Raw genomic sequence first — 15341 nt, 5'->3', positions numbered from 1 at the left:
AAAGGACTGCAAGGAATTCAAGAATCTTTTTTTATTAATCGCAAAACACATAAGGATTGGCCTTATCCGTCTTCTTTCCGGTTTTGAAAACCGTATGATTTTGCACTTTTTTTCCGGCCAAAACATCGTTTAAAAAGTTCAAAATATAAAATTGATCCTTTTCAAAAAGTGTTCCGCTGTATTCGTGACCGCCACCGCAAAACGTGTACAACGAAGCAGATTCGTTCAATGATAACGCGTGATTGTAAATCGAATGTGACCCAAAAAGCATCAGCCAATTGCTTGCATTTGTCTTGCAAAAATGATGCGCTGCAGTTCCAAAAGGTACAGTAACATCTGCACTTCCATGGAAAAACAACATCGGAATTACATTTTTCTTCGTAATCAAATTCAAATCCATAATCGCTCCCGCACCAGAAACCAATCCGGCATATTTAAAGTCTTTCGGAAGCGTATTTTTATACAAATTCATCGTTTTAAAATCCCAAAAAGTGCCGTGCAAAACCGTTTCAGCTCCGGCACTTGACCCCGAAACAAAGATTTTATCCACATCAATGTTATGCTTTTTGCTGTTTTTTATAAAGTAAGAAGTCGCCAGCCACAAGTCATTTGCTCCAAACTGAAATGATTTTATTTTATTCGGAAGCGCACCGTCACAGCCAAAGTTTTTTCCCTTTGCATACAAAGTATAAGTGATCGTGGCAGAAGCAAATCCGTTGTTTGCTAGATATTTACAAAAACTATGACCTGATTCTCTTTGTCCACCAGAAAAACCACCACCGTGAACATAAATCATCAACGGAAGTTTGGTTTTTGAAGCTGTTTCTGGTTCAAATAAATCCAAATCCAATTTTAAAGTGTCATTTTGGAAATAAGTAATTGTGCTCATTTTTTGCGCATTGGCAAAAGCGGAAACAAGCAAAATTGCCAGAAGTAGCATTTTTTTCATAGTAGATTTGGGTTAACTATTTATAAGTATCTATTTACAAATTTAAGAATTTTTCGATACAATCGAATCTAAAATCATAGTTGCATGCACTCTCGAGTTTTCAATAAACCATTTGTGCGTTTCCATTCCACCACAAATTACGCCAGCCAAATAAAGGCCTTGCACATTGGTTTCCATCGTTTCCGGATTATATTGTGGTACTTTTTTGGCGTCTTCAGATAGTTGGATTCCCATTTTTGAAAGAAATTCTAAATCAGGACGATATCCAGTCAAAGCCAAAACAAAATCATTTTCCAGCGTAATTTTGCCTTCAGGCGTATTGATTTCCACTTCATTTTCTCGCACTTCGCAAAGTGTAGATTCAAAATAAGCTTTGATACTTCCTTCAGCAATCCGATTTTCAATGTCGGGTTTTGCCCAATATTTCACTCGGTTATTGATTTCATTTTTTCGGATGACCATCGTTACATCGGCACCTTTTCGGTAACATTCTAAAGCAGCGTCAACCGACGAATTATTGGCGCCAACAACCAAAATCTTGCGAAAAGCATATTCGTGGGCTTCCTTGTAATAATGTCTTACTTTTGGCAAATCTTCGCCAGGAATGTCCATATAAAGCGGAATGTCATAAAATCCGGTTGTGATAATTACATTGGAACTTATGTAGCTTTTTTTGTCCGTAATTATTGAAAATTCGCCATTTTCTTCTTTGGAAACACTTTCCACTTTTTCGAATAAATTAATATTGAAATTAAAATAACGGTGAATATTTCGGTAGTATTCCAGCGCGTCTTGTCGTCCCGGTTTTGGAGTCAAACAATTAAACGGAATGTCGCCAATTTCAAGACGTTCAGCTGTTGAAAAAAAAGTCATGTACAGCGGATAATTGAAAATGCTATTGACCAAAGCGCCTTTTTCAATAATCAAATAATTGAGTTTTTTCTTCTGAGCTTCAATCGCGCAAGCCAAGCCAATTGGCCCACCGCCGACAATTATTAAATCATATTTCATAGTTGAAATGTACCGCAGATTCAAAGATTTTTATTTTTTGAAAAGTAAAATCCAAGTTTAGGTTTCCAAAAAAATCAGATAATCTGCGGTGAATTATTTATTATTTATTTCCAGTTTTTAAACGGATTATTGCTCAAGTAAGCGTTGTAATATCGTTCGTCATTAGTAACTTCTTGCCCAAGCCATTTTGGTTTTTCAAAAGCTTCATCTTCTGATTTAAGTTCAATTTCTGCTACAACCAAACCTTCGTTGTCACCAAAAAATTCATCAACTTCATAAGTGTGGTTTCCAATTTCAACTTCATATCTGATTTTATCAATCACGCCATTTTCGCACAACTGAATTAAATTTTTAGCTTCCGACAATGAGATTTCGGTTTCCCATTCAAAACGGGTCATTCCAGTTTCATTTCCCTTTCCTTTGATGGTTAAGAATCCGCTTTCACCCTTGACTCTCACTCGAACCGTTCGTTCTGGATTACTGTTTAAATAGCCTTGTGCAATTTGGTTTTTATGTGAGGCTTGAGATTTAAAATCTTCGGAATTAACCAAAAATTTTCGTTCGATTTCGAGCATATTATGATATTTTTACCACACGAAGTTACTGATAAATGTTCGCCAATTTGTATTTTTACAGTTAAAGCTTAGCTTAAACCCCTATGAAATTTAAAAAATCAAAGCCTCAAATCACAATTACCTCTTTCTTAAGTCATTATTTTGACGAGGCCCAACTTTGGACACAAACGCAAGACGAAATCGAGCTTTTGGTGCAGTTGGTTAGTATCATACGGCCGAAAAACGCGAAATTAACAGCCAGAATTGACATATATGAACTCTTAGATTTTCTTAAAAAACATGACTTTATTAGATTACAATTTTCGTATTACATAAAACATTTACTGCATCACAAAGAGTTCAATAAATTCTTGTCAGATGCGGGAATTCTTCAAGATGTTGATTTTATTTTTGAAGTGAGAAAGCGCCTTTTTGCCAAATTTCTCCCGTTTCAACCCAATAAAGAATCGCTAGAATATGTCTTGAACCAAGTTTTTTACTTGAACACAGATTCGATTTGGGTCAATAAAATTCCGATAGATCAAATCGAAGAATTGTATGATTTGCTTTTATTCGGAACCATTTATGATTCAGTTGAAGAAGATTCTCCTTTGTCAGAATTATTGCTTTCAATGAGCATCATCACGCAACGAATTTCTGGTCGTGCAATGGAAACCGCAGTAATTAAGATGGTTCCAGAGTATGATAATCTTGAAAGTCCGTTCGCCGCATTTGAAAAAGAATTGCACCAAATCGATGAAAATATACGTGGTGTTGACCGTGATCATTTTATTTCTTCGGCAGATTTATATTATAAACAGCTTTTGATTTTGCATAAACAGTGCATTGATTTCGTTGAAAAAGCATTTGCAAATACTTCAAAATACGGAATTTCATTGCGTGTAAATCAAAACTTGCTCCGAATCAGACAGCAATTGCACCGACTGAAAGTTTTGATGCCATTGTTAGTTGTTGATTTTGAAGAAAACAAAAAAAATAACGGAATCCAGCTGGCTTTAAAGCTGATAAAATACAATTGTTATAAGAATGACGTGCGCGGTTTGATCAGCGAAAGCACGCAACTTTTATCGTATGAAGTTACGCAACACACTGCAAAAACGGGTGAAAAATACATCACAGAAAGCAAGTCAGAATATTTCAAAATGTTCAAGGCGGCGTTGGGCGGAGGCTTGATCGTTGGGATTTTGTGCATCATAAAAGTGCTTTTAGGGAAAGTCGAAACCAGCGATTTTGGACACGCGTTTTTATACAGCATGAATTATTCGCTCGGATTTATTGCAATTTATCTTTGCGGTTTTACTTTGGCCACAAAACAGCCTGCGATGACGGCTTCGGCTTTGATCAGCGCACTAGAAAAAGGTATGAAAAAACAAGGAAATCCGTCGGAAAAGCACAATGCTTTTGCGGTTTTATTTGCCAGAGTTTTTCGCTCGCAATTTATCGCTTTTGTGGGTAACGTGATTATGGCGTTTCCGGTTTCTCTACTCGGAATTTGGCTGATTGATTATGCTTTAGAATATAACATTGCTGCTTCAAAATGGACAAAATTATTGACCGATTTGAGTCCGATTCTTTCGCCTGCGATTTTTCACGCGGCCATTGCCGGAGTCTTCCTTTTCTTATCCGGAATTATCTCGGGAAGTATTGCAAATAGAGACAAACACGGCCACGTTTATTATAGAATTCAAGAGCATCCGCTATTGAAGAAGAGTTTTGGAAGAGTAAAAACCAAGAAATTTGCTGACTTATACGAAAAGAAATGGGCCGGCGTGATTTCTAACTTTTGGTTCGGAGTTTTTATGGGTTCGACCGCTTCCATTGGCTTATTTTTCGGATTAAATTTAGATATCCGACACATCACTTTTGCTTCCGGGAATATGGCGCTCGGTCTTTATGGCGGTGATTGGATGGCCTCTTTGGATTTAATTATTTGGAGCATAGTTGGAATCGGAGTCATTGGTTTGGTCAACTTCTTGGTCAGTTTTGCACTTTCTTTAGGTTTGGCTTTCCGTTCCAGAAATATCCCTTTGCTGGAAGTTCGCTTTATTGTTTCTTCAATTTGGAAACATTTCAAAAACAAGCCGATGAGTTTCTTTTTTCCTTCTGAAAGCAAGGTTAAAACAGAAACGGCGACAACGTATTTGGCTTCAGATTTAAAGAAATAATCAAAAGAATTTGATAGTAAAAAAGGCGGATTTGAATTACTTTTGAACTGAAAATCAGAACTACTTTTTCTGGGGAGATTATGCAGGAGATCAATCAAAATCGTAAAATTATTCACGTGGATATGGATGCTTTTTATGCATCTGTAGAACAAATGGACAATCCAGAATTGCGCGGAAAACCTGTGGCTGTTGGCGGTGGCGAGAATCGGGGCGTGGTTTCTGCAGCAAGTTATGAAGCGCGAAAATTTGGTGTAAGAAGTGCGATCAGCGGATATTTGGCCAAGAAAAATTGTCCCGATATTATTTTTGTGCGACCAAGATTTGAGCGCTACCGAGAAATTTCGGCACAGGTCCAAAAAATATTTTATGACTACACTGATTTGGTCGAGCCGCTTTCCCTTGACGAAGCATATCTGGATGTGACTGTCAATAAAAAAGGAAATCCGAGTGCGACTTTGATTGCTCAAGAAATTAGAAAAAGAATTTTGGATGAAGTGGGTTTAACAGCTTCTGCCGGAATTTCTGTCAATAAATTTATCGCAAAAGTAGCTTCGGATTTCAACAAACCAAACGGACAAAAAACGGTAAATCCGGATAATGTTTTGGAATTTTTGGAAGTACTTCCGATTCGGAAGTTTTATGGAGTTGGGAAAGTTACGACTGATAAAATGTATCATCTTGGCATTTTTACCGGAAAAGATTTGAAGGAGAAATCATTGGAATTTTTAGTAAAAAATTTCGGAAAATCAGGCGGATTTTATTACAATGTGGTTCGGGGAATTCACAACAGTCCGGTGCGATCTGAACGAATTGCAAAATCAGTTGGTGCCGAACATACTTTTGACGAAAACCTTACGTCAGAAATTTTTATGATGGAACGATTGGAATCTATTGCGGCAACGTTAGAACGAAGATTGAAAAAGCACAAGATTGCTGGAAAAACAGTTACATTAAAAATAAAATATAGCGATTTTACGGTTCAAACTCGCAGTAAAACAATGCCTTACTTTATTGCAGACAAAAGTCTGATTCTGGATGTGGCAAGCGAATTGCTTTACCAAGAAAAGATGAAAAATTCTGTTCGTTTGCTGGGATTATCCTTAGGGAATTTAAATACAGAAGTCAAAAAAACAGTTGTTGTGCAGTTAAAATTTGATTTTTAAAAACAATCAACAACAGTTAAACATCGCCAACTTTTTAAAAGCAGTTGTTATAATATTTATATTTGTTTAAAATTTATCAAATGTCTGATCTGGAATCATACGATAATGCGCTTGAAAAATTAGCCAAGATTGCGGAAGGAAATACGATGCCTTTACATTCTTGGGATTTTTATGCGGCCCATTTCGACAACTTAAAAGTATCGCTTTCTGACGCTGAAAGGCTCCAAGAGTTTGCGCAAACGAATCGTTGGCTTGGCAATTGGAATTTTTATGAAGCGTTGCAACAAGAAAAAACAATCGTGGTCACTGATGCGCAATTAACTATCGTTTTTGCTTCTAAAAATATCTTGAAAATGACTGGTTTTTCAAGCGAGGAAGTCGTTGGGAATTCTCCAAAAATGTTTCAGGGCGAAGCTACTTCAAAAGAAGATTTGAAAGAAATTAAAACTTTTATAAATTCCCAAAAACCTTTTGAAAAAACCATTTTAAACTATAAGAAAAATGGCGAAACTTACGATTGCAAGATCCAGGCATTTCCTGTTTTTAACTCAAAAAAACAGCTTGTGAATTTTGTGGCGTTTGAAAAAGTGGCTTGATTACAATTTATAATTTACGCTCAATAAAAATATTCTTGGCAAGATATAAGTAGTTCTTTCACTGATCAGATAATCAGAAAAAGAACTTGTCTTTTTTACGCTGTTATTCAAGAAATTTGTTGCCGAAACCTCAAATCCCCAAGGACTGTTTTTCGTTTGGTAAAACAGCGAAGCATTTGCAACTTGATAGCGATTGTCTTGGTTCAGGCTGTTTGAGTTTTTAAAATTTTCATAATCTGCTTTTAACGTCAGTGATTCAGTTATTGAATATTCCAACCTTGCTTCCAATTGATCGGTCTCAAAACTCGAAGAAGTCAATCCGGTGAATTCGCTAAAACCTTTTGAGTATTTTACACTTGCAAAGGGCCATTTTTTATAGGCGGTTTTTAGTTCCAAACCAATGTCTTGACTGTTTCTGTTGTTTTTCGTTGTCGTTTCATTTATTGTTTGGATGTATTTGAACCAGCTTAAATTGGCATTTATTCCGAGATTAAAACGGTAAATGTTTTTACTTGCGCGCCCAGAAAACCGCCAGTTTGTTTCGGGATTGTCTGTAATCGTTGGCATCGAATATTGGTTGATTCCCTGCAAGACGATTTCATTTCTGATCGTTTTTACTTTTTTATTGAAATTAGCCGAAGCGTTTATCATCAAGCCCCGATACATGCTAAATTTTGAATAATACAAATTAGCCGAATGAAAACGTTCGTTTCTTAAAAGTGCATTTCCCTTGAAAACAGAATTATAGCTTTCTAAAGTAAAGCGTTCTGCCAGCAAATCTGGATTTGGAAAATCGTTATTCAATTTGTACTTGAATTTTAAAGTTTCTGATTTATTGAACTCTAATTCGCTGTCCCATTGCGGTTCAAAAAGCATTTTTCTGAAAGAATTGTTGCTTTCAATTTGATTGGTTTTCAAGTCATACCAATGCAGATAGATTCCGGGTTTGTTCGTGATTTTTCCGATTTTAAACTTGTATTCAAAACCTGCGTAAGCATCATTTAATTGGTAATCCATATTGTTTCCAAAGCCGGATGAAGCGAAATCATTTATATTTCCGTCAGAAAGGAGCTGTTTTTCGGAAGTCTGCAAATTGGTTGCCCCAAAATTATTTCCAATAACAGAATATAAATGGTTGAAATTATTGATGATCCAATAATGCTTTAAAAGTGCGTCAATACTATTGCTTTTTATATTTTTAATTTGGCTTATATTATAAATTTCATCGTTTTGCAACGGAATAAATCCGGCTAAGAATTCGCTGTCCGTTAACCACGTGTTCGTCGGCTTATTGTTGTCAAAAGCGTGGTTTACAACGAAAGTTGCGGTATGATTTTTATTGATGGATTTGTGGTATTCCAAATATTCCTTGAAGGAAGAATTGTCTGCATTTTTGAAGGTTTCGAAGGTATTTGCGCCGACATTCGAAACCGAATTTATTGTGCTTCTGAAATCATTGTTGCTTCCTTGAAATTGAGCATTGTAATATAATTTCTCGTTTTTGTTTCGGGTATAATCTAATTTTATATTTCCCATCGCAAGCAATGACTTATTGCTGTCTTTCTGAAATTTATCTTCAAAAGCAATCGTTTCATTCTGAAGATATTGGTTGTGGATTTCCTCTTTTGAGAGCGTGAAAACTTTTGAAAACAATCCAAATCCGGAAACATTTAGTTTTTCAGAAAACTCGTGGCTGAAATTTAGCGCAGCAAACTGCGAGCGATTTTCGACAACATCGGTATTTTCGGTTGCGAAAGAATATAAATTTGACAACGATTTTCTACCTGAAAGAAAACTGCTCGCGCCACCTTCAAAACGCATCAAGTCTTGAAAAGTAAAAGCACTTTTGCCGATGTTATTTGCGTCTGCAATCAAGCCGAGATTGGTTTTTGGACTGTAATAAAACAAAGCTGCGTGGCCCAGATAAAAGCCATTATCATCATTTCCTGCCTCAATGCCAGCTTGGAGATCGCCAAAAATAAATTTCTTTTTGTCTTCTTTCAGCTTGACGTTCATGGCAAGATCTTCGCTGTCTGAAACCTGTTTCATGAACCCAACTTCGTTAAAATTGTCAATGACTTCAACTTTATCGATCGCGTCTGCAGGAATATTTTCTACGGCAAGTTTTGAACCGCCACCGAAAAATGATTTTCCTTCCACCAGCATTTTTGTTACTTTTTTACCTTGAACGGTAACGCCTCCGTTTTTATCAACTTCAACACCTGGAAGTTTTTCTAGTATTTCTTTCATCTTTCGCTCATTGCCTTTGGCGAAAGCCTTTACGTCATAGATCAGAGTGTCTTTTTTGACTACAATTGGTTTGTATTCATGGGTGATGATGACTTCTTTTAATGTTTCGCCGGTATTTTTCAAGACAAAATGATGCTCTGAAATAGTAGCGTCAGCCTCCAAAATAAAAGTGTCGTCATTATATCCGATGTAAGAAACGGCGAGTTCGTACCTTACATTTTTTTCTAAAACAAGATGGTATCTTCCTTTATTATCTGCAATGGCAAATTTGATGGAAGCGTTTTCCTGCAAGGGTTTTGCCATCACATTTGCAGATTCTAACGGAGAATTTAGGGTATCAGAAATGGTTCCGGTAATGGTTCGTTGGGAGAAAGCTGACGTTGCAAATAATAGAAATAAAAAAAGGTATTTTGGCATTTATTCTTAGGATATAATTCTTTAAATTGAGCACTTAGTTGCTTGAAGTTATTATTTGAAAAAATCATTTTGACATAATGTTATGCTAATCTTTATGCTTTTGTGTTATGTTGTGCTTTACTTTTTCGATTATCTCATGAAATTTATCTTCTGAAATAACGTCATCATCTTGTATTATGTTTTCTTTTTTTAAGTTGACCCTATTTGAGATATCATTATTTAGTTGAACTTTTGAAACTAAATAAGTTACCAATTTGTCTTGTAATTCCAGAATAAGACCAGGAAGTTTACTATATCCCTTAGGGCCAAAATTGAAAGGTATTTTCGGGCTATACCAAGCTATAACTTTAGAAATGGCACCCTTGTAATTTTTCGCTTCTAAAGTAGCTTTATAGCATAGGTAGTTATTTATCATTTTTGTTTCGTTACTCAATTTCCAATCATAATTTGATTCCAAACTAATATTAAAAGTTTTTCCTGAGTAATCTGTTTTTTTAATGATTTCATTTCCGTTGCTAAAATATTTGTCACTTCCTGCGAAAATTTTAGCAAATTTCGATTTTTTATCCTCTAAATCTAAACTTGGCAATAAATAAAAGTAAGATGTATTTTTGTTTATTTCTAATTGATATTCTAATCTGCTAATTGCATTATCAACACCATCAATCTCAAATTTTGTATTTGATGCTTTTTTTGCTATATCTAATAATTTATCGTTTGCAATCACTTGATAGTTTATGATTGCAGTTTGAGAATGTACATTGAAATTTATAGAAAAAAAGATGAGAAAAATTAATGTTTTCATATATAATTTATTTAAAAATGGCTACTAATTTAGTAGCCATTTGATTAATTTAACAAAGCATTCCACCACCCCCGTTGCAATCGTCGTAGGCTTGGTGCGCTAGATAATTAGCCATGTTATAATCTTCATAATCTAACATGTCATCCCAATATGCAAGAGCGTCAAGATACACATCAGCATATGTGTAAATTCCTTTGTCGTCTTCGGGAATGTTTTCTTCAGGACAGGCTTTCTCAACTTCGATAGTATTCGCCATTGAGCTTCCCATAAAAGCTACCATTGCGATAGCTGTAAACATAAATTTTTTCATAATTAATTATTACCTAAACGCAGAAAATTAAAATTATAGACGGTAAATTAATTTATTTCATTTTTGTCATGAACTTAATCAATGCTATTTTTGACTTTCTAAAAATGCTTTGTAATTATCTATGCTGATTTTGTCATATTCTGTTTCAGAAACAATCTCTAAATTTTTTAAACCTGAAATTTTTCTTATTTCCTTACTCAGTGTGATTTTTTTAGCGCCAAATACACCAACAGTTGTTTGAATTTCGAGTATCAATCCGGGTAAGCCTCCAAAACCATTTGGTCCATATTGAAATGGGATTTCTGGACAAAACCACGCTATAACAGGATGTTTAAATGTACCTCTTGGATTTGTAATTATTACTTCATTCGTTGCCTTGTAACAAACGAACTTATCTATTTTTTTTGTTTCTTCAGTAATTTGCCAGTTTTTTAAAGTTTCACTTTTTACGATATATTGACCTATGTTTTCAATTATGTACTCTTTATAAATAGAATCACTTTTAATTTTCGTATTTCCAAATATTGCTATCTTAGCCAGAATCGTAAAAGCGGTTTGTTGATCTGAGTACATTTTCGTTTTTTCAGTAAAAAAAGACTGGTTAGAATTAAATGATAATTCAAATTCAATTTCGTTGGCAACATTAAAAAAATTTGGATGCATTTCCAGCATCAATTTTTGTGAAGCGCTATCTTTTTTGTGAATGAGCTTAATGCCATATGTTACTACGCCAGAATTTATTTTCTGGGAGTAACTGTCAAAAAATAAAAATATTAATATATATAACGGCTTTATCATTGTGTGAATTTTATACAGTATTACTTAAAAGTAATTTTTTCTGCAATAAAATAATTTTTTTCGGATTTTGATGCCTCCAAAACCAATCCGGGTAATCCGTCCCAACCCATTGGTCCAAAATTAGATGGAATTTCTGGCGAGAACCACGCCGTAATATTCTGGATTATGTATTTTTAGTTTTGTAATTCAATGCACTGTCAATAGCAGTTGCTTTGTAACATTTATAATTATTCATCAAATGGTGTTGATCTAATTCAGAAATTAATTTTTTGAACGTTCAAAATCTTCTCTTGACCTTTTATAATCTTCAAGTATCTTAGCATTATATTCTTTGCTTGAAATCTTTGTTCCTTTTGAGGGTTTTTTTAATGCAATTGTTTTGTCTTTATCAATCGTCAGTTTAGTTAGCCCGTATACAAAATTTCGTCGTTGGTATTCGACTATCAATCCTGGAAGTTTTCCATATCCGGCAGGCCCAAAAGAATAAGGCAACGCTGGGCAATACCAAACTGTTACCGGAAAATTAAATGTGCCTTTCAGATTGGCCACGATATGTTCTGACGTGGCTTTATAACAGACATAATTGTCAATCACCTTTGTTTCAGATGTGAGTTTCCAATCGGTTTTTAAAGAATCTGTAATTAGGTATTCGTTGTCATCAGAAGTATAAATTTTTTCAAATGTAAAATTATTGGTATAAATTGGATTTTCAAAATCTACTAACGATAATGCAAAGTCGATATTTTCTGCAATTATTTGTTGTTTCAGACTAAAAAGTGACTCGCTGCCATTAAATTTAAGTAAAAATGTAAGTTTTGAAGAATTGTCCATTGCGTCGCTGTAAATGTCTTTTAAGATTTCTTGGCTTTGAAATAAGGAATCCTTGCCAATTATGGCGCGGTATTCTGCTGTTCCAGAATACTGAGAAAATGTAAGATTAGAGAAACAAATACACCAAAACAACAGGATTAATTTCATGGGATTAATATTATAATTTTATTTTGGGTTACACTAATTTCTGCTTTTTTTAAACTCACTAAACTTTTTTAATATTGCGTTTTAAAAAATCAAGATGATGAATGGAATAATGTGTTTTATTTTTTAAGCGTTTTGTCGCTATATTCTTTTTCTATAATTCTTTCGATTTCTTCCTTTGTGATAGTTTTTGCTTTTTTTAAAAAAGAAAAGTCAAATTTAAATTTAGAATTCGTATCAATTTTCTTTGCACCAAAAACAACATTTCTGACTTGAAGTTCTAAAATTAGGCCAGGTAAATTACCATATCCATTTGGTCCATTGTTGTAAGGCAATTTTGGACAATACCAAGCAGTAACTGGATGATTAAAGGTGTTTACCGAATTGATTACCTTATTTATATTGGTTGCTTTATAACATAAATATCCGTCGATTTCTTTTGTTTCATTAATAAGAATCCAATTGTCAATTTTGGCTTTTTTTTGATACAGATTTTGTCCGAAATTGAATACTTCCGAATAAATCGAATTGTCAAAATCATATACTTCACCTCCATAGCCACTAAAGGTTAAAGCTAAGTCATCGAGCATTTTATTGTCATCTGATTCTAACTTTTTCAAATTGAAAAAGCGGGAATTTTTTTTGCTTATAAATAATGCAAACAATAGTGACTCATCATTTTCAGTTGCATATTTTAGCGCATTTCGAAGGGTTTCATTTGTCATAAAGCTTCCTTCGATCACATTTATTTTTACTCCGTATTCAACATATATACTATTTTGCGAAAAAATGGAACTTGTTGTTAATAGTAAAATAATAATTATCTTTTGCATGTCTCCTTTTTAGTATTCCAGTTTAGAGATAAATTATATAGTGTTTAATGAAAATTACGCTACTAATAAGAAAAGCGGATATAATTGGTTAATCATTGTTTTTTGTCAACCTCTACTATTTCTTAATTCAGTAAATTTTTTCACCATCATGGATTCAAATGCCGCTTCATTTTCAAAATATGTCTTGGCCTCGGGTTTTTTAATCTCAAGCTTTTGATTTGGTTGAATTTCAGAAGCGTAGATTAAAATATTATTTGATGTTATACTTAAAATTACTCCAGGAAGTCCGTCGTAACCGCATGGTCCTAGTGACTTTGGGATTTCTGGACAAAACCAAGCTTCAATTGCCATTTCCTTTGCCGGAGAAAAAACGTTTGCTATAATTTTCTTTGTTCCATTTGCTTTAAAGCATTTGAAACCGCCGATTGTTTTTGATTCTGATGTAATAACCCAATTGTATTTTTCTTGACTGTTTTTTACCAAAAATGTATCTCCTTGAAAGTCTACTTTAAAAAAATCTTCGTTTGTCACCAAATCTTTATAATATGTTTTATTGCCCGAAACTTTTAAATGGGCCAGTTCATAGTACATATTTCCGTTCTCGCTCGGTGACTTAATAGATTCAAAAAGACTTTTATTTTTATTAAAAATCAGTTCCATTTCAATTTTTGGATAATTATCTTTATATAACTGCTGTATTTCTTTTTGCTCTGCAGATTGTGATAAGTTTTCAATAATCCCAATGTATTCGGCTTTGTATAAAATTCGAGTTGATAAATCTTGCTGACCTAGAGCAGATAAGCTTGTAAAGATGATAATATATATAAATTGTATCCTCATGTGTTTAGAAAAGGTAGCGACCAAAAAGATGGTCGCTAATTAATTAATTTGAAGTTGCCTCACAATTATTGTAAATAATTATCCAAGTTACCACATTTTCCCAAGCTGTAGTATACTCATGTAATACAATTAGGGCATTAGCTACTTTTACACAATCGGTTTTTTTGAAGTCGCCGAGTTCCTCTTGTGTTTTTAAAAAGCTTAATTCCTTTTCGTTATTTTCAATAGTATTCGCCATTGAGCTTCCCATAAAAGCTACCATTGCGATAGCTGTAAACATAAATTTTTTCATAAATGTAAAAGTTTTATTCTGAAATTTGCAGAAATGTTATTAAAATTGTTTTGTTGATCAACAAAACAAATAAATAAAACAATTTTGATTTAAAATAATTTCTGTGTTACGGAAAAACCACACATTTTTAAATCCATTTATTTTCTCTAGCAATTTTCAATAAATCTTCATCGTTTCCATTGAAATTTAATTTTTCTTTCAATTTCTTCTTTCGCTTTTCGATGGCGCTGTTTGAAAGATTAATATGTTCGCAAAGGTTTTTATTACGTATACCTTGCGCCAATAATTGCACTATCATCAGTTCAATTTCGTTGAGTTCTATCGTTTTATTTTTCATTTTTGTGCGTATAGTTTTATAAAGCACAAGTTTACTGTTATTTTTTAATGTTTATTACGTTTTTCCATAAATTAATAATAAATTTCTTTAAATATTATTAAAAAAATTATTTCTGCGTATGAATTTATTTTTTGCACAAAAAAAAGCCGAACAAAATGTCCGGCCTATAATTATATATTTTAAACTTTTTAATTTCTGCTTGAAAGCTTTGAAAGCAATCTTAAGAACTCGATGTATAACCAAACTAAAGTAATCATCAATCCCATCGCACCAAACCATTCCATGTATTTTGGTAGTCTTTTTTGAGCTCCTTTTTCGATTAAGTCAAAATCTAAGAACAAGTTCAAAGCGGCAATGATGATAACTACCACGCTGATTCCAACGCTCATTAAAGAATTTCCGTGGTGAACGGGAATAAAGCTTGTGAACATTGACAACAACCAAGAAATCAAGTAATAAGTTGCCACGGCCAAAGTCGCCGCAATGACGACTGATTTAAACTGCTCGTTTACTTTCACGATGTTATATTTATATAAACCAAAACATACCAAAAAAGTCACAAATGTTGCTCCCACGGCTTGGATCACGATTCCTGGATACATTGCTTCAAAAACGGCAGAAATTCCTCCGATAAATAGACCTTCAAATAACGCATAAGCCGGAGCCAAATACGTAGAAAGATGCGGTTTAAATGCAGAAACTAAAACCAAAATGAATCCGATAACCGCACCACCAATTGCCAAAGGCATTGGATTTGTTCCGTTAAAAGCCATGTACCAAGTCAAAGATGCAGTCGCCAAAAGAAGCAAAAGCATAATGAAACTTTTGTTGATCGTTCCAGAAACAGTCATTTCTTGATCATAAGTAATCAAGGTAGAATCTTGCTGTGCAGCATACGTTGTCGGTTTGCTGAAATTCTTATTTCCTAAAAAAGGATTGTTTGATTTAAAATTCATTTTGTATGTATTTTATTATTTGTTCAAATATAATTTTTCTTTTGATGTAATCCCAAAAATCATGCTACA

Annotated in this window: 17 protein-coding genes; 3 read left to right on the top strand and 14 right to left on the bottom strand. The window is 33.9% G+C overall.

Going from position 1 to position 15341, the window contains the following annotated elements:
• Positions 1-34: 34 nt before the first annotated feature.
• From ACFPVY_RS17325 to ACFPVY_RS17315, 3 genes are all read right to left on the bottom strand, one after another.
• A complete protein-coding gene (locus tag ACFPVY_RS17325; RefSeq protein ID WP_379793422.1) occupies positions 35-949 on the bottom strand; it encodes an alpha/beta hydrolase in 915 nt (304 codons plus the stop codon).
• Positions 950-991: 42 nt separating this feature from the next.
• The gene (locus ACFPVY_RS17320; protein WP_379793421.1) at positions 992-1960 is read right to left on the bottom strand and encodes a YpdA family putative bacillithiol disulfide reductase; all 969 of its coding nucleotides are present in this window, start codon (positions 1958-1960) and stop codon (positions 992-994) included.
• 104 nt (positions 1961-2064) lie between these two features.
• Positions 2065-2535 (bottom strand): CYTH domain-containing protein, encoded by a 471-nt coding sequence (locus tag ACFPVY_RS17315; protein WP_379793420.1) that lies wholly within the window; start codon positions 2533-2535, stop codon positions 2065-2067.
• An 83-nt stretch (positions 2536-2618) separates the two neighbouring features.
• On the opposite strand from ACFPVY_RS17315, the gene ACFPVY_RS17310 reads away from it, so the two are divergent.
• The 3 genes from ACFPVY_RS17310 (at position 2619) to ACFPVY_RS17300 (ending at position 6459) form a co-directional block, all read left to right on the top strand.
• The gene (locus ACFPVY_RS17310) at positions 2619-4700 is read left to right on the top strand and encodes a recombinase (protein WP_379793419.1); all 2082 of its coding nucleotides are present in this window, start codon (positions 2619-2621) and stop codon (positions 4698-4700) included.
• An 80-nt stretch (positions 4701-4780) separates the two neighbouring features.
• Positions 4781-5863 (top strand): DNA polymerase IV, encoded by a 1083-nt coding sequence (gene dinB, locus ACFPVY_RS17305; RefSeq protein ID WP_379793418.1) that lies wholly within the window; start codon positions 4781-4783, stop codon positions 5861-5863.
• Positions 5864-5943: 80 nt separating this feature from the next.
• Positions 5944-6459 (top strand): PAS domain-containing protein, encoded by a 516-nt coding sequence (locus ACFPVY_RS17300; protein WP_379793417.1) that lies wholly within the window; start codon positions 5944-5946, stop codon positions 6457-6459.
• On the opposite strand, the gene ACFPVY_RS17295 is transcribed toward ACFPVY_RS17300, so the two are convergent.
• From ACFPVY_RS17295 to ACFPVY_RS17245, 11 genes are all read right to left on the bottom strand, one after another.
• Positions 6460-9126, bottom strand: coding sequence for a carboxypeptidase-like regulatory domain-containing protein (locus ACFPVY_RS17295; RefSeq protein WP_379793416.1), 2667 nt, complete (start codon positions 9124-9126; stop codon positions 6460-6462).
• 85 nt (positions 9127-9211) lie between these two features.
• Positions 9212-9931, bottom strand: a complete 720-nt coding sequence (locus ACFPVY_RS17290; protein WP_379793414.1) for a GLPGLI family protein — start codon at positions 9929-9931, stop codon at positions 9212-9214.
• A 49-nt stretch (positions 9932-9980) separates the two neighbouring features.
• Positions 9981-10241: a hypothetical protein gene (locus ACFPVY_RS17285; protein WP_379793413.1), complete on the bottom strand. Its 261-nt coding sequence runs from the start codon at positions 10239-10241 to the stop codon at positions 9981-9983.
• A gap of 84 nt (positions 10242-10325) precedes the next feature.
• Positions 10326-11039, bottom strand: coding sequence for a GLPGLI family protein (locus tag ACFPVY_RS17280; RefSeq protein WP_379793412.1), 714 nt, complete (start codon positions 11037-11039; stop codon positions 10326-10328).
• A 20-nt stretch (positions 11040-11059) separates the two neighbouring features.
• Positions 11060-11194, bottom strand: coding sequence for a GLPGLI family protein (locus ACFPVY_RS17275; protein WP_379793542.1), 135 nt, complete (start codon positions 11192-11194; stop codon positions 11060-11062).
• 106 nt (positions 11195-11300) lie between these two features.
• Positions 11301-12017 (bottom strand): GLPGLI family protein, encoded by a 717-nt coding sequence (locus ACFPVY_RS17270; protein ID WP_379793411.1) that lies wholly within the window; start codon positions 12015-12017, stop codon positions 11301-11303.
• Positions 12018-12133: 116 nt separating this feature from the next.
• Positions 12134-12847 (bottom strand): GLPGLI family protein, encoded by a 714-nt coding sequence (locus tag ACFPVY_RS17265; protein ID WP_379793410.1) that lies wholly within the window; start codon positions 12845-12847, stop codon positions 12134-12136.
• A gap of 105 nt (positions 12848-12952) precedes the next feature.
• Positions 12953-13687, bottom strand: coding sequence for a GLPGLI family protein (locus tag ACFPVY_RS17260; protein WP_379793409.1), 735 nt, complete (start codon positions 13685-13687; stop codon positions 12953-12955).
• Between the two features lie 43 nt (positions 13688-13730).
• Positions 13731-13979, bottom strand: coding sequence for a hypothetical protein (locus ACFPVY_RS17255; protein WP_379793408.1), 249 nt, complete (start codon positions 13977-13979; stop codon positions 13731-13733).
• A gap of 127 nt (positions 13980-14106) precedes the next feature.
• Positions 14107-14316, bottom strand: a complete 210-nt coding sequence (locus ACFPVY_RS17250; protein WP_379793407.1) for a hypothetical protein — start codon at positions 14314-14316, stop codon at positions 14107-14109.
• 188 nt (positions 14317-14504) lie between these two features.
• Positions 14505-15272: a Bax inhibitor-1/YccA family protein gene (locus tag ACFPVY_RS17245; protein ID WP_379793406.1), complete on the bottom strand. Its 768-nt coding sequence runs from the start codon at positions 15270-15272 to the stop codon at positions 14505-14507.
• Positions 15273-15341 lie beyond the last annotated feature (69 nt).

Source organism: Flavobacterium qiangtangense, from assembly GCF_042658345.1.
Classification (GTDB): Bacteria; Bacteroidota; Bacteroidia; order Flavobacteriales; family Flavobacteriaceae; genus Flavobacterium; species Flavobacterium qiangtangense.
Note: the sequence above shows the minus strand (reverse complement) of the source record. Positions and strands in the feature narration are given on the sequence as shown.

Excerpts from the sequence above, each read along its gene's own strand:
- ACFPVY_RS17280 (WP_379793412.1), bottom strand. The coding sequence starts at position 11,039 with ATGATAAAGCCGTTATATATATTAATATTTTTATTTTTTGACAGTTAC.
- ACFPVY_RS17245 (WP_379793406.1), bottom strand. The coding sequence starts at position 15,272 with ATGAATTTTAAATCAAACAATCCTTTTTTAGGAAATAAGAATTTCAGC.
- ACFPVY_RS17255 (WP_379793408.1), bottom strand. The coding sequence starts at position 13,979 with ATGAAAAAATTTATGTTTACAGCTATCGCAATGGTAGCTTTTATGGGA.
- dinB (WP_379793418.1), top strand. The coding sequence starts at position 4,781 with ATGCAGGAGATCAATCAAAATCGTAAAATTATTCACGTGGATATGGAT.
- ACFPVY_RS17270 (WP_379793411.1), bottom strand. The coding sequence starts at position 12,017 with ATGAAATTAATCCTGTTGTTTTGGTGTATTTGTTTCTCTAATCTTACA.
- ACFPVY_RS17315 (WP_379793420.1), bottom strand. The coding sequence starts at position 2,535 with ATGCTCGAAATCGAACGAAAATTTTTGGTTAATTCCGAAGATTTTAAA.
- ACFPVY_RS17250 (WP_379793407.1), bottom strand. The coding sequence starts at position 14,316 with ATGAAAAATAAAACGATAGAACTCAACGAAATTGAACTGATGATAGTG.
- ACFPVY_RS17260 (WP_379793409.1), bottom strand. The coding sequence starts at position 13,687 with ATGAGGATACAATTTATATATATTATCATCTTTACAAGCTTATCTGCT.
- ACFPVY_RS17285 (WP_379793413.1), bottom strand. The coding sequence starts at position 10,241 with ATGAAAAAATTTATGTTTACAGCTATCGCAATGGTAGCTTTTATGGGA.
- ACFPVY_RS17310 (WP_379793419.1), top strand. The coding sequence starts at position 2,619 with ATGAAATTTAAAAAATCAAAGCCTCAAATCACAATTACCTCTTTCTTA.
- ACFPVY_RS17320 (WP_379793421.1), bottom strand. The coding sequence starts at position 1,960 with ATGAAATATGATTTAATAATTGTCGGCGGTGGGCCAATTGGCTTGGCT.
- ACFPVY_RS17300 (WP_379793417.1), top strand. The coding sequence starts at position 5,944 with ATGTCTGATCTGGAATCATACGATAATGCGCTTGAAAAATTAGCCAAG.
- ACFPVY_RS17265 (WP_379793410.1), bottom strand. The coding sequence starts at position 12,847 with ATGCAAAAGATAATTATTATTTTACTATTAACAACAAGTTCCATTTTT.
- ACFPVY_RS17295 (WP_379793416.1), bottom strand. The coding sequence starts at position 9,126 with ATGCCAAAATACCTTTTTTTATTTCTATTATTTGCAACGTCAGCTTTC.
- ACFPVY_RS17325 (WP_379793422.1), bottom strand. The coding sequence starts at position 949 with ATGAAAAAAATGCTACTTCTGGCAATTTTGCTTGTTTCCGCTTTTGCC.
- ACFPVY_RS17290 (WP_379793414.1), bottom strand. The coding sequence starts at position 9,931 with ATGAAAACATTAATTTTTCTCATCTTTTTTTCTATAAATTTCAATGTA.